This is a genomic window from Prevotella sp. RM4, assembly GCF_000701965.1.
In the GTDB taxonomy this organism is placed as follows: Bacteria; Bacteroidota; Bacteroidia; order Bacteroidales; family Bacteroidaceae; genus Prevotella; species Prevotella ruminicola.
Window position 1 is genome coordinate 756,289 of the sequence record NZ_JNKG01000007.1, and the last position, 13,327, is coordinate 769,615.

Annotated in this window: 11 protein-coding genes and 1 pseudogene; 2 read left to right on the forward strand and 10 right to left on the reverse strand. The window is 51.0% G+C overall.

Annotated elements, in window-relative coordinates; genetic code table 11:
- Positions 1 to 73: 73 nt before the first annotated feature.
- The 8 genes and pseudogenes from T499_RS15120 to T499_RS0104295 form a co-directional block, all read right to left on the reverse strand.
- A pseudogene (locus tag T499_RS15120) lies at positions 74 to 823 on the reverse strand (cytochrome c biogenesis protein ResB); the annotation flags it as partial.
- Between the two features lie 2 nt (positions 824 to 825).
- Positions 826 to 2,385 (reverse strand): ammonia-forming cytochrome c nitrite reductase, encoded by a 1,560-nt coding sequence (gene nrfA / locus T499_RS0104265; protein ID WP_033149852.1) that lies wholly within the window; start codon positions 2,383 to 2,385, stop codon positions 826 to 828.
- 43 nt (positions 2,386 to 2,428) lie between these two features.
- Complete coding sequence (nrfH, locus tag T499_RS0104270; protein ID WP_033149853.1) at positions 2,429 to 3,046, reverse strand: cytochrome c nitrite reductase small subunit; 618 nt, start codon at positions 3,044 to 3,046, stop codon at positions 2,429 to 2,431.
- Positions 3,047 to 3,145: 99 nt separating this feature from the next.
- Positions 3,146 to 3,661 (reverse strand): pyridoxamine 5'-phosphate oxidase family protein, encoded by a 516-nt coding sequence (locus T499_RS0104275; protein WP_033149854.1) that lies wholly within the window; start codon positions 3,659 to 3,661, stop codon positions 3,146 to 3,148.
- Positions 3,662 to 3,668: 7 nt separating this feature from the next.
- Positions 3,669 to 4,214 (reverse strand): hemerythrin domain-containing protein, encoded by a 546-nt coding sequence (locus tag T499_RS14065; protein WP_052173376.1) that lies wholly within the window; start codon positions 4,212 to 4,214, stop codon positions 3,669 to 3,671.
- A gap of 89 nt (positions 4,215 to 4,303) precedes the next feature.
- A complete protein-coding gene (locus T499_RS0104285) occupies positions 4,304 to 4,930 on the reverse strand; it encodes a Crp/Fnr family transcriptional regulator (protein ID WP_033149855.1) in 627 nt (208 codons plus the stop codon).
- 107 nt (positions 4,931 to 5,037) lie between these two features.
- The gene (trxA, locus tag T499_RS0104290) at positions 5,038 to 5,361 is read right to left on the reverse strand and encodes a thioredoxin (RefSeq protein WP_052173377.1); all 324 of its coding nucleotides are present in this window, start codon (positions 5,359 to 5,361) and stop codon (positions 5,038 to 5,040) included.
- 19 nt (positions 5,362 to 5,380) lie between these two features.
- Positions 5,381 to 6,076: a 4Fe-4S binding protein gene (locus T499_RS0104295; protein ID WP_052173379.1), complete on the reverse strand. Its 696-nt coding sequence runs from the start codon at positions 6,074 to 6,076 to the stop codon at positions 5,381 to 5,383.
- Positions 6,077 to 6,214: 138 nt separating this feature from the next.
- On the opposite strand from T499_RS0104295, the gene T499_RS0104300 reads away from it, so the two are divergent.
- Together T499_RS0104300 and T499_RS0104305 are read left to right on the forward strand one after the other, a co-directional pair.
- Positions 6,215 to 7,141 carry a LysR family transcriptional regulator gene (locus T499_RS0104300; protein ID WP_033149856.1) on the forward strand — a complete coding sequence of 309 codons (927 nt, stop codon included), beginning with the start codon at positions 6,215 to 6,217 and terminating at the stop codon, positions 7,139 to 7,141.
- A gap of 104 nt (positions 7,142 to 7,245) precedes the next feature.
- Positions 7,246 to 8,166, forward strand: a complete 921-nt coding sequence (locus tag T499_RS0104305; protein WP_013063536.1) for a serine O-acetyltransferase — start codon at positions 7,246 to 7,248, stop codon at positions 8,164 to 8,166.
- A gap of 127 nt (positions 8,167 to 8,293) precedes the next feature.
- Here T499_RS0104305 and T499_RS0104310 read toward each other — a convergent pair whose 3' ends face one another.
- Both T499_RS0104310 and T499_RS14410 read right to left on the reverse strand, forming a co-directional pair.
- Positions 8,294 to 9,568, reverse strand: coding sequence for an MFS transporter (locus tag T499_RS0104310; protein WP_033149857.1), 1,275 nt, complete (start codon positions 9,566 to 9,568; stop codon positions 8,294 to 8,296).
- A gap of 31 nt (positions 9,569 to 9,599) precedes the next feature.
- Entirely contained in the window at positions 9,600 to 13,274 is a 3,675-nt protein-coding gene (locus T499_RS14410; protein ID WP_084162885.1) for a DUF4922 domain-containing protein, read from the reverse strand.
- Positions 13,275 to 13,327 lie beyond the last annotated feature (53 nt).

The following is a 13,327-nucleotide window of genomic DNA, read 5'->3' on the forward strand; positions in this document are numbered from 1 at the left end:
AAACCCAAGGCAGCCACGGGTCGCTCACCAGTTCCAGTATCGTTATCTGACTCTGGGCGCCCATCTGTGTGTCGTAGCCGTATTGATATATTTTCCAACCGTCTATCTCGTAGGGCTTATTTACCTCTACGATGGTTTCGATGTTTTTGCCCGATTGGGTGAGTATCTGTATTTCAGAGGCATAGCGTTTGGGGCTGCCGTTGTCGTACGTCTCCATGGTAAACTTCTTCAGTTCGATGGCTATCGGCATCTCCTTGATAGTTTGCTCTTGTGTAAGCACTCGCCATTCAGGTTCGCCAACGCCACAAATCATCTTTACGCGTTGCATATCAGCACAGCCAAGGGTGGCGGTGGTGAGAGCAAGGAACAAACCAAGATGATTTAGTATAAAGGGCACGTCGCGTTTCAACGAACCCTTACCTCTGAATATTTTGCGTAATCGGCGGTGGATAGTAAGTCCGAGGATAACGGTGATATACAGATAGATGAGTACAAAGGGCCAGAACGACAGCATGTTGTAAATCCACGTGCCGTTTACTTGTTGGCGCGTAACACCCATAATGATGGTGAGCACCACTGCATACACCATGGCCGGGATGGCGGCCTGATACGTCGACATCCATTGGAAGGCATATACTTTCTTGCGCAAGTACGCCATCGTTGTTAACATCACAAAGAATCCTGCCAGCACAATGCCGTTTAAAGGCCACGCAAATGCATCCCAAACTACAGGGCCCACGCTCAGTTCAAGCATCAGACCTGCAACGATAAGGCCTCCTCCGATGAGGAAGCCTTCTTTCATAGTCCATGGTTTATTCCACATGTTTAAATCTCAATCAGTTTACCGTTCTTTTTAGCTTCCTGAATCCATTTAGGTTCAATCTCCTCAAGGAAGCGTTGCTTATTGGCGTTCAACTTCTGCATATCCAGTCCGATGGCTGCCTGAGCCTTAGCCTTGGTGCTATAGTCGGGCACAGGGATATCGCCCAGATATCCGTGCTTGGCAGCTACGCGAGCTATGAGCAAGCGGGCCTGCTGAGCATAGTCGACCGAGTGCGAGAGCAAACGGGTAACCTCTTGTGGAGCGTGGAAGGTGGCACCATGCGATGCGATAGCATAGTCCCAACGCCACTGACTCTTGCGCAGTAGAGCTTGGATAGGCGCCATCTCGGTCTCGGTAGCACCCTTGTCGATGATGAACTTAGCCTCGAAGTGAGCGCGGGCCAACTCCTGTTCGGCACGGTTGCGCACCTCGTTACACTTCTCCTGACGGTCGTAAACGTTCTGGCGCAGAACCTCGGCATCCTGACGGTGACAGGTCTGGCAGGTGCGATCAATCTTAGCCAAAGGCGATTGTATCTGGTGATCGCTGAACTTCACGCCGCCCTCCTGTTTGTAAGGCATGTGACAGTCGGCACACGATACGCCGCGCTGGGCGTGGATGCCGTGCTGCGACATCTCCCAGCCAGGATGCTGGGCCTTCAGAATCTTGGTACCCGACAGTGGGTGGATATAGTCGTAGAAACCAATAGAGTCGTAGTATTCCTCGGCAGCCTCGCAAGTCAAACCCTTGTCGTGTGGGAATACCAAATAGTTGGCCTTGCCAGGATTCTTCTCGTCGTTAGGCTTGATGAAGTAGTACTCCACGTGACACTGGGCGCACACCAGCGAACGCATTTCCTGATGGGTAGCGTTCTTTACATTCAGACCGCGACGGGCAAAGGCCTCGTAAAGGGCAGGACGCGCAGGGCGCAAGTCCATGGTGCGTGCATCGTGACAGTCGCTGCAGCCAATGGTGTTCACCTCTTCGGCACCCAGCTCGCTCCACTTCTTGGCATAGAAGTTGGCGGGAGAGAACTGATCCTTACCATTACCCAGTTCGCGCATCATGCGAGGTACATCCGGACCCTTACAAGTCCAGCAGGTAGCTGGCTGCATATCGCCAGCAATTGAGTCACGACCATCGGCAGTCTTAACCACAATGCCCGGATTACCTGTACGCAGAATCTTACGCATATCCTCAAGGGCATGCTTGTGCCCGCGAGGGGTGTTGTAATGGCGCGAGAAGGCATAGCCAGCCCACAGCACTACCATCTCTGGGCGCTGCTCGAGCACATCTACTTCCTGCGATGAGTTGTACTTCGACTTAAAGGTTGTGTCCTCCGTCATCGCCCAAGTCTCGTACTCACGTGGGTAGTCGGCCTTGAACTTTTCGTTCTGTGCAACGATTTCATCCTCAAACACGGTACGCTTATTGTTAAACACACTGGCCACCTCGGCTCTGCGCTCCATCAGCGACGAAACGAGCAGTCCCAGGATGAAGACCACTGCCATCGATCCTCCGAAGAGAATCCAACCTTGCCATTGTTTCAATTGCTTAGCCATAATATTCCAGTTTTCAATTATCAATTTTCAATTATCAATTGCCTTAGTCCATCATCTTCTGTAGCCACTCAGGTACTGGAGAGGGTGGCAGCGGCGTTACGCCTTCGGCATTTGGGGTGGCCATCAGCGAGTTCATGCCGCCATGGGGCACGTTGCGATGGCAGTCCCAACACACCTTGCCGCCTGTGGCCAGCTGCTGCATATAGCCCAAGCGTCCTGTCTTAACAAACTCGGTATTTAGTTGGGTGTGGCAACGAATGCAGTTATCCATTACCACCTGCCCAGTCAGGGTCTCGGCCTTGATAGCCTGATGCTCCATGTGACCCACGAAATAAACCGTGTGCTTCAAGCCGTCTACCGCCTTGAAACCATAATAAAAAGCTAAGTTCTGATGAGGCACATGACAATCGTTGCACGTAGCACCGTTTTTCTGGTTGTCGATACGTCCGTGCGAGGAGTGGCTCCATGTGGCGTAGTAAGGGGTCATAATGTGGCAGTTAACGCAGGCCGACGGGTTATCGCCTATAAAATAGGTATGCGCCCTGAGCAGATACATAAATAATCCGCCGAGGCCGCATACGACGCCCGCTATAACCAGCAAACCCACCTTCTGTCGATAAGATAGCCAGTCCTTAAACGCAAAGAAATCTTTCAGCTTCATTCGTTATTGGTATTTGGGGTGCAATATACGAATAAAACTCTAAACTTCCAAATATTTTTTCACTTTTCGGGCGAAAATGATGATAATTCGCAAATTTTGCTACTCCATACGGCCGTATTTGAGTTCGTCGCCCTGTTTGTCGTACTGTTTGCGCTTGCCAACGGGTGGCTCGGTCAGGGTGATGCGAACCACGGCTGTATGGTCAAGGCTACGGGCGATGGCATCATCAAACGCATCCATGTGGTGGGGTAGGAATCGCTCGCAGATGGCGCGCAATCCGGCTATCTTTTCGTCGCGGTCGGTCACCATCTCAGCCTTACCTACGGCGGTGGCCGATTTAAACTGTATGGTAAAACTTCCGTCCTTCGGTCCTACAGTTGGTGCACATTTGGTAACTGCCGACAGGAATACCGTCGGCTGATGAGCTATGCAGTCCAGCTTGTCGCCCTCCAAGGCACAGTGGAAATAAAATGTTTTCTCATCAGTTCGTGCCAGCGACAGGGGCAATCCATAAGGAGTCCCGTCGGGTCGCGTCATGCTTACTGTTACATATGGCGCCTTATCCAGCACCTCCAGTGCAAAGGCGGCATCCATCTGTCTGCTAACTTTTCTCATATTTCTTTTATTCTATTGTTGGCATTCCCTCGGCAGCAATCGCTCGTGGGAATAATATTTCATCTTCAAGTTTAATATGTTCGCCAAGCCACGCTGTAAATTCCTCAAGTTTGTTGGTGAGCTGCTTGCATGCCTCCGACGATGCGAAGGGCTCCTGCTGCTGTTTCATAATGCCCATGATGCGATCGTAGCGGTCTAACTCGCCGCCGTGCTCTGTCATCATCACGCGGATGGGGTACTGCACCGAACCGCAATGAAAGGCCTGTACCTCGTAGCCGCCATCAAGTGTTATCTGCAGCTCGCAGATGTAAGGGAACAGGATGCCCTCTTCCTTCTGGAAATGGTTCGACAGGTCTTCATAGCTCTCGCCCAGCAGCGTTGCTACCAGCTCTATATCTACGGCACCCTCTTGGTTTTTCTGCATCTCAGCCTCGCGGCGCATACTGTCCACACGCATCACACATCCTTCGTGGTAGTTGTCCATAATGTAATCTACCAGCTTGTCCATTGGCCATGCCTGGGCCTCGGTCATTGTTTGCTTAAAATCTTTCATCTTAACGTTTCCAATTAATACTTTTCGATGCTGCAAAAATATACCTTGTATTTATGGCGTGTGGTAACGTATGTTACATTTTGGGATTTTTAACGCAACTTTTTTAGTTCGATACCATCAATGGTGCGCTCGATAATGCCTTCGGACTTGAGTTCGGACAGTACGCGCGATAGCGACGGACGGGCCACACCCAGCACACGGCTCAGCCAACCCACGTTGTCGATGCGCTCGTGCTGCTGCAGATAATCCATCACGCGTTCCTTCAGCGATTGTACGGCAAAATCGTTCAGACGCTCGCTCAGTCGTTGGCAGCGGTTGGAGATAATCTGTATAAAGTTCATCATCAGCGTGCTGTCGCGATGCAGCAGTTCCAGAAAATCGTGCCTATTAATATATAATATGGTGCAGGGCGATTGGGCGGTAACGTTTACCGGCATCACATTCTTGGTGGCAAACACAAAGGCTGGCGCCAGCACCAACGGACCTTTAAACTGCTCAACTACCACCTCCTTGTCGTCGCCGCTCATAGTGCTGTAGGCCGAACCGTCAACCAACAGCAACACCTCGTCGCACTTGTCGCCCCTGTAGGCTATCATCTCATCGGTATCCCTACGGCGCAAGCGGTGGTGAGCTGTACTCAGAAAATCCTCCAGCACCCCTCTGTCGCAACCCTGAAACATGGGCGCCTGCATCAGCTTATCTACAATCTCTGTCATTGCAATCAATTGTTATTTGGCCGCAAATATACAAAAAATCTCAGACATACAATCCTGTCTGAGACTTTCATTCGCATTATTTCAATGCTTTATTATGATTTTTTGTGTTAGTCAACTATCTGTTCGGCTAATGCGCTGAGCTGCTGATAAGGCATGCTGCCGATATAGCGCTGAATCTCGCCATCCTTATTAATAAAGAACAGGGTGGGGATTGACATGATGCGGGCTGCGCTTGCCAGTTCCTGGTTCTGATCTACATCAATCTTGATGACCTTGAGGCGACCCTCGTACTCCTGAGCCAGGCGCTGAAGCATGGGCGACATGGCCTGACAAGGACCACACCATGTGGCAAAAAAGTCGATAACTGTGGGTGTGTTACCCTCGAAACCGTATCCCTCGAGATACTGCTGATAATCTTTAATATTCTCCATAATGTCTAATGTTTAATTATTAATGTTTAATCTCAACAATTTTGATAGGGCAGGCCAGGGTGCACTTGCCGCACTTAATGCAGTCGGCATCCAGATAGCCCGATTCCTGACCGCGTGAGTCGTACGGGGTGAGCTGCATGGGGCATACGCGGGCACAGCTCTTACACTTCATCTGGCAGGCACTCGATACGTGTACATTAGTAAATGCCTTGGGCAGTGGTGCGTGCTTGGGCGATACCCAGTTCGAGATGGTTCCCATGGGGCAGAATGTACACCAGGTGCGTGGGGCATAGATGAATGCCAGCGCCACACCCACGATGGTGGTTACCACAATGATGGTCCAGAACACCTTACCGATGCCAGCCCACATGGGCAGTCCGCCCTCGCTCCAGGGCACAAAGCTCAGCTGTATGCCAAACATGGTGAAGATAAAGAACACCATAAACAATCGGAACCCGAAGGTGCGCACAAACTTAGGTATCTCGCGGTGGGGCGAATACTTCGACAGCAGTCGGCTGTACAGATTGCCGCGCGGACAAACATTGCCGCACCACCATCGTCCTTTCCAGATACTGAATAGCACCGGACCAATCATGCAGATGATTGCCACCAGACCAATCACTGGGAAAAACCATCCCAGCAGGATGTAGGCGATGATAATCCAGTAGAGTGGCTTACCTGGCGTTTTAAAGTGTCGATGAAAATTTTTAGCCATACTTTTTACCTTATTAAATAGTTACCTTTTTACCATTTTTATTATTTCACGGTGCAAAATTACGCATATTTTGATAGATATACGAATTATTTTATCTATCTTTGCATCGATATAATCTATTATAAATATCAGGAACGTATGACATTACAGCAACTTAAGTACATTGTAGCCATCGATCGCTACCGCAGTTTTGCCAAGGCTGCCGACGCCTTAGGCATTTCGCAACCCACCCTGAGTGCCATGTTGGTAAAGTTGGAAGACGAACTCGACGTGCGCATTTTTGAGCGTAGCAACAAGAGTGTTACGCCCACGATTGCCGGCGAGAAAATTATCCGTCAGGCCGAGCGTACCATCGCTGAGGCCGAGCGAATCAACGAGCTGGTGAGCGAAGACAAGGGCGACGTGGCTGGCGATCTGCGCCTGTGCGTTGTGTCCAGCATCGCGCCTTATATCCTGCCCAAGTTTATCCGTTTTTATACCGAGGATTATCCGCAGGTGCGACTTTCCATTATCGAGCTTAAGGGCGATGCCATTATGGCCGAATTGCAGCAGGGACATATCGATGGTGCTATCGCCACTGGCGGACATGCACACCCGGGCATACTCGAGATACCGCTTTATACCGAGCGGTTTATGGTGTATCTCTCGGCCGACTGTTGGCGCAAGCTGCCCGTGTTCCGTCCCGAGAATCTGGAGCACGAAAAAATGTGGATTATGCGCGATGCCCAGTGCCTGCGCGATAGTGCTTTCAGCTTTTGCAAGGCGCGCACCAAGGGCCGCAGGGTGTACGAGGCCGGCAGTATCGATACCCTGATACGCATTGTTGACGAGAATGGCGGTTTTACCATTATCCCAGAGATGCACCTGCCGTTCCTTTCTGATGCACAGCGCGAGAATGTGCGCCGCATCGAGGGCGATTATCTGTCGCAGCGCCGTGTGTCGCTCTACATCCGCGAGGACTACATCCGCCAGGCCATGCTGAATACCATCACAAAAACGCTCCTCCGATTCATGCCCGAAGGAATGATGGAGGAGCGGATAGCTAAGTACGGAATCAGATTGTAGTAGATAAGAGTGTACTTTCGTTCGGAAATAAAAATATTTGTCGATTTATTTTGTATTTCGCTCACTTATTCGTACCTTTGCCCCCGAACTTTAACGTTGTAAGTATGGACAAAACAAAGATAAACGAGACATTGCGCAGGAATGTGGCGCTGCTGTCGAAGCAATCGGAAAGAGAGTTGGGTATGATGCCAGCCACGGTGGCACCGCTGCCATCGGTAGAGATGGTGAAGCGTATCGTAACGCTGGTAAAGAGCATTATCTTTCCTGATTATTTTGAAAAGCGACAGCCCGACGAGGCTATCCGCGCCTATCATATAGGTGTGTGGATGGAGGAGTTGACAACACTGCTTACCAAGCAGATTGCACACGGACTGCAGTTCTGCGAGGACTGCGAGGCTAACAGTACCAAGGCACAGGTTTATGGCATAGCCGAAGAGAAAGCACTTGCATTTATTGATGCATTGCCCGAGATTAAACGACTGCTTTATACCGACATACAGGCGATGTTTGATAACGACCCTGCTGCACCTAACTTTGGCGAGGTAATCTTCTGCTACCCATCAATGAACACGATGACGCACTACCGCATAGCACATAAGTTGCACGAGCTGCAGGTGCCCGTCATCCCACGTATCATTACAGAGCAGGCACACAGCAAAACGGGTATCGACATACACCCAGGAGCTACGATTGGCGAGTATTTTGCCATCGACCACGGTACGGGTGTGGTTATCGGCGAAACGGCTATCATCGGCAATCATGTCACGCTGTATCAGGGTGTAACACTGGGTGCTAAGAGCTTTAAGTATGATGAGAATGGTAACATGCTGAACATCCCCCGTCACCCCATCCTGGAAGACCATGTGACGGTTTATTCCAATGCCTCAATCTTAGGTCGTATCACCATCGGTCACGACTCCGTGATTGGTGGTAACATCTGGGTAACGCACAGCGTGCCGCCTTACTCGCGCATTCAGCAGAGTAAAGCAGTGGATGTCGCCTTCCAAGACGGCGCCGGAATTTAATTTTTTTCTCTTTTTTAGGCACGGATTAACACGGCTCTTTTTATAAAAAGGAACACGGCCTTAGTTGTAATGCTAAAGCCGTGTTTTTAATTTGTTAAAGCCGCGTTAATCCGTGCCCCAAAAACAATCACTCGTCTGCTTTTTTCTTTCCGAACTCGGGATCTATCTTCAGTAAGCTGGCTACGATGTAGGTCATCACGCAGCAAACCACGACGATCACGAAGAATGCACGATAGCCCACTGCCTCTTGCAGGGCGCCGGCAAACAATCCTGGTATCATCATCGACAGGGCCATGAAAGCGGTACACAGTGCATAGTGGGCTGTTTTGTGCTCGCCCTGACTATAATATATAAGGTATAGCATATAGGCCGAGAAACCAAAACCATAACCAAACTGCTCTAAGAAGATACAGATGTTGATGATAAGCAGACTGGATGGCAGGGCGCACGAAAGATATACGTATACCAAATCGGGAATGGTGATAGCCATCACCATAGGCCACAGCCAACGTTTAAGTCCGTCGCGGCTGGCGGCGATACCACCTAAGATACCACCTAAGGTAAGGCCGATAACACCTACGGTGCCCTGAACCATACCAAACTCTACATCACTCAGGCCCAGACCGCCATTGGCCATCTTATCAACCAGGAACAGAGCCGATACCTTAGCCAGCAGTCCCTCAGGCATACGATAGAACAGCATAAAGCAGATGCCTACCCATACCTGTGGTTTCTGGAAGAAGGTTACGAGTGTGTTCCAGAACTCGGTGATGATATCGGCAGCGGTTTTCTGTATGCGATGGGTGTCCTCGCTGGGGCGGGGCAGTGCCCAGCTATGATAGAGCCACAAGGCGATAAACAGACCGGCTATGAGATAGAACACCAGGCTCCAGGCATAGCTGATGCTACGGGTGAGCACCTGCAACACACCTGCCAAGCCTACCAGCAAGCCCGACGAGAAAATGGTGGCTATGCGATAGAACGTGGAACGGATGCCCACAAAATAGGCCTGCTCGTGCTGCTCCAGTCCTAACATATAAAAGCCGTCGGCAGCAATATCGTGGGTGGCACTGCTAAAGGCCAACAGCCAGAAAAAGCTGAGCGAGCCTTGCAGCCAAAACGGTCCCGGGATGGTAAAAGCCACACCTGCCAGGGCTGCAGCTATCAGTATCTGCATACTGAGTATCCACCAGCGTTTGGTTCGTAACATGTCTACAAACGGGCTCCAAAGGGGCTTGATAACCCAAGGCAGGTAGAGCCACGAGGTGTAGAGCGTGATGTCGGTATTCGACAAACCAAGGCGTTTGTAGATGATAACCGAGATGGTCATCACAGCTACGTAGGGAACGCCCTCGGCAAAGTAAAGGGTGGGCACCCATGCCCAAGGATTCTTATTGTTCATGAAACATTAAACATTAAACATGAAACATTTTTTAATCGTAGAGGCGCTTGATTTGGGCACCGCGATAGTAGAACAGCAGGATATCATCGTAAGGATGACCTTGCTCGCCCATCACAGCGGCACCTATCTGGCACAAGCCAACACCATGGCCCCAGCCCTTGCCTTTAAGCACAAACTTATCGCCATCTTTCTCAACATCAAAGGCTGATGAGTAGAGGTGGCTCTCGCTCAGGGCACGACGAATTTCAAGTTCCTTACCGATGGTGAGGGTCTTTTTGGTACCAACAATCTTGAGTTTCCAGATACGGTCGCTCTTGCCACGCTCAACGGGGATGAGGTCGGTAATGGTACCAAAGTCGATCTTGAGTTTGCGGTTTACCAACTCCGACAGTTCCTGCTGGGTGTAGCTTACCGTCCAACGATAGAAATCGGGGGTTTCCTGATCGAAATCGTTGAGTACCTGCGAAAGGATGTGCTTATCGCTGGTGTTGCAGTAAGGATCGTGGAACGAAACGAGATATGGCTTAGGGGTATCTTCCCAGCAGTATTGGAACTCCTCGGTCTGACCACCACAGCACTTTGAGAAACGGGCGTCGCAAATCTCATCGTCATACATCAGTACCTGACCGCGGGTCTGACTGATAGCCTCCTCAACATGGGTGTTGTTGGCGCGGGTGATGCCTTGGTAACGCTGGCAGTGATCGTCGGCACATACATCAAAGATGGTATGATCCTCGCGGTCGTACCAGCGGATAAACTCCTGGTCACTCTTAGTAAACGAGAAGAAATTGTCGCCACCGCTTTCGTGCTGTTTGCGTTTCTCAATCTGTGCCAGCAGCCACGAACGCGAGATAACGGCGTGGGCCTTGAGGAACTCAACACTCGAGGTGCTGCTCATTTCACTTGATATCACGCTGGTAAGATACTTCTCGACCGGCAATTCGTTGATGGCCACAATCTTATCGGCCTCAACCACAATGCGCAGGGTACCCTCGAAGGTCTGGGTTTCCTTGCGCTCCCAGTGGAAGTTAACGCCGATAGTCACATCGTTGAGCGAGAACGAGGCATCGTCGGTCTGTGGGGTAAATGTCAGGTTACGATACTGGGTGCCACGCCATAGAATACCGCCATCGCTAAACTCAACTACCTGGTCGCCGGTAATCACCTCGCCCTTAGCCATGTAAGGTTTGTTAAGGCTGAACGATATCTTTTCGCCACTGACGATACCCACGGTAACGTTTGGCTCTTTTTTCATTGAACATTGACCATTGACCATTGAATTTTGAGTGGCTCTCAGGCGTTCGATAACCTGTTGAAGCGCATCGGCTGGCAGCGATACTTCGTTAAGTATGCCCAGGGCTACCTCGGGGGTAATGCGATCGAAATCCTCCTTACGTGGGGTAACGATGAAACCTGCCATGTCCAGAGCACCTGGCGATATGATGTATTGCTCGCAGCCCTCCTTGTAGTAGCAGTCGGGACGGTGTTTGTCGCGGGGGAATACCACCGAGTAGTAATCGGCATCGTTTCGCCAGCTTACGATGTTGAGCATTGGCTCGGGCTCGCCTTCTTTGATGGGCAGCGACTCGTACAAACGACGGAACAACTGCTCGTCGCCATATTGCGTTTTGCTGTGGATGAGCAGGGCGGGGCATGGATACTCCTCAATCAGCGAGATGCCCTCCTCGTTATTCAGATCCAGGATGGGTTTCAGACTGCGCGACAAGCGGCCCCATGCCATCTGCAGGGGTAATACACCTGATGTGCCACCCTGGAAGTGGGCGTGATCGGGAGCCGAAGCACCGCACTTTGGTCCGTTATAGAATACCATCATCTGTGGATACTCGGTAAGCAGCTTGTGAATCTCGCCATAGGCATTACGAATCAACTGCGGCTCGTGCTTTACCGATGGAATGGTAAAGTGGATGGGCAGGATGGGGAAGGGGTTGACCAGCAGGTCGAACTGTCCATCGATAGATTTCTTAACCTGCTCCTTGGGGCGATTCTGCTCGCACAGGAAACAGGGGCGCTCGGCCAGTGTCTGCTTGTCAATCTTAGCGCCTGTTGATACGATACGGGCGGGGTTATACTGCACCTTCATGGTTGAAGTGCCTACCGACAACTCGCGGGTCTTCACGTTGCGCAGGTCGTGATAGCGGCGACGGGCATCGTCCCACTTCTCTAACTGGCGGTTGAAGAATCGCATCAGGGGCGAATCGTTCAGCATTTCCTGCTTGCCCTGCAGCATCTGCTGGCGTGCCATAATCTCTAACGAGCGCAACTGGTCCTTATACAGGTTGTTGGCATTCACCTTATCGATAGAGAGGGCTGCATCGCTGTTGCCACCCCAGCGGCGACAGAGATAAAGTTCGGTAAAGATGCGACCGATACGGTAGTGGCGCGAGAAAATCAATCCCAACGCATAGTCCTCGCCATACGAGGTGTTGGGGAATCCTATCTGGCGTAACAGGGGGGTGAAGAAGGCGCGTGGCGCACCCAGACCGTTGATACGCAGGGCGTTATTGGGGCCGTTCTCATCCGTCCACTCGGCGTGGTCGATGAGTCCTGGTGGCAGGGTGTTCAGGTCGAAGTCGCACATGCGATACGAACCAATCACCATGGCGGCATTCTGCTTGTAGAAGGTATCTACAATCTGCTGCAGGGTTTTGGGCGACGAGTACAGGTCGTCGCTATCCAACTGCACGGCAAAACGTCCGCAACGGTCGTCGTGGATGGCCATGTTCCAGCAGCCACCAATACCCAAATCGTTACGCTCGGGGATGATATGGATAAGTCGCTCGTCGTGGAAACCACGCAGCAACTCGGTCGTCTTATCGGTAGAGTGGTTATCAACCACTATCACATTATACTTAAATTTGGTTTTCTGGCTCAGCGCGCTGTTAACAGCATCGCAAATGGTTTTTTCGCGATTGTAAACAGGTATAACCACCGATGCTTCTACATCAAACTCCTGCTCGTTAAAGTCGGGGCGACGATAGAATGTGGGGTCGATTTTGGCGCCGATGGCAGCCAAGTGGGCGGTGGCAGCATGCTCCATCTCAATCTGTACTTCGCGATTGCGTGGGTTCACATAGTCGAACTGCTTTTCGCCCGAGGCGCGGGTATCGGTCTCCTGCTCGGTATAAAGCTTCTCGTTAATGTGGAAGATGCGGCCTTTACGACTCAGGAACAAGCGCAGGGCATAAACAGCAGCATACTGGTAGGGGTGCTCGTTGCACTGCATGGTAAAGCAGTGCAGCAGACTGGTTTTAACCAGGATGAGCGAGCCCAGATCGAAATCGTCGCGGATACTACCAATCTGATAATCGATAACAGGATGGGGCTGCAGCTTGCCATCAATCAGGTCGTTGTGGTCGGCGTAGATCATGGCAGCATCCGAATCGGATGCGATACGCAGCATGCGGTCGAGTGTGCCTTTGGCCATCTGTATCTGTCGTGGACGAATCTGCAACAGGGCGTAATCAGCTTTGGCATGTTCTGAAATAGCCTGTAGGGTTGTGCTGCTTGTCAGGTCGTTAACTACTATTTGCTCGCAATCGCTCAGGGCCTCGTCTATGGCCTCAAGGGGTTGGTTTACCAGCAAACAGATATGTTGGATAGTCTTGCTACCCTTGATTTGCGCTATCACATCGCGCGCTGTCTCAAGGTCGTTGCAAGGCAAAAAACAGTCAATTTTTTCTCTCATTACGTGTAATTAGTGATTTATAAAGCGCAAAATTCGTAATATTTTCCGAGAAA

Excerpts from the sequence above, each read along its gene's own strand:
- nrfA (WP_033149852.1), bottom strand. The coding sequence starts at position 2,385 with ATGGCTAAGCAATTGAAACAATGGCAAGGTTGGATTCTCTTCGGAGGA.
- nrfH (WP_033149853.1), bottom strand. The coding sequence starts at position 3,046 with ATGAAGCTGAAAGATTTCTTTGCGTTTAAGGACTGGCTATCTTATCGA.
- T499_RS0104275 (WP_033149854.1), bottom strand. The coding sequence starts at position 3,661 with ATGAGAAAAGTTAGCAGACAGATGGATGCCGCCTTTGCACTGGAGGTG.
- T499_RS14065 (WP_052173376.1), bottom strand. The coding sequence starts at position 4,214 with ATGAAAGATTTTAAGCAAACAATGACCGAGGCCCAGGCATGGCCAATG.
- T499_RS0104285 (WP_033149855.1), bottom strand. The coding sequence starts at position 4,930 with ATGACAGAGATTGTAGATAAGCTGATGCAGGCGCCCATGTTTCAGGGT.
- trxA (WP_052173377.1), bottom strand. The coding sequence starts at position 5,361 with ATGGAGAATATTAAAGATTATCAGCAGTATCTCGAGGGATACGGTTTC.
- T499_RS0104295 (WP_052173379.1), bottom strand. The coding sequence starts at position 6,076 with ATGGCTAAAAATTTTCATCGACACTTTAAAACGCCAGGTAAGCCACTC.
- T499_RS0104300 (WP_033149856.1), top strand. The coding sequence starts at position 6,215 with ATGACATTACAGCAACTTAAGTACATTGTAGCCATCGATCGCTACCGC.
- T499_RS0104305 (WP_013063536.1), top strand. The coding sequence starts at position 7,246 with ATGGACAAAACAAAGATAAACGAGACATTGCGCAGGAATGTGGCGCTG.
- T499_RS0104310 (WP_033149857.1), bottom strand. The coding sequence starts at position 9,568 with ATGAACAATAAGAATCCTTGGGCATGGGTGCCCACCCTTTACTTTGCC.
- T499_RS14410 (WP_084162885.1), bottom strand. The coding sequence starts at position 13,274 with ATGAGAGAAAAAATTGACTGTTTTTTGCCTTGCAACGACCTTGAGACA.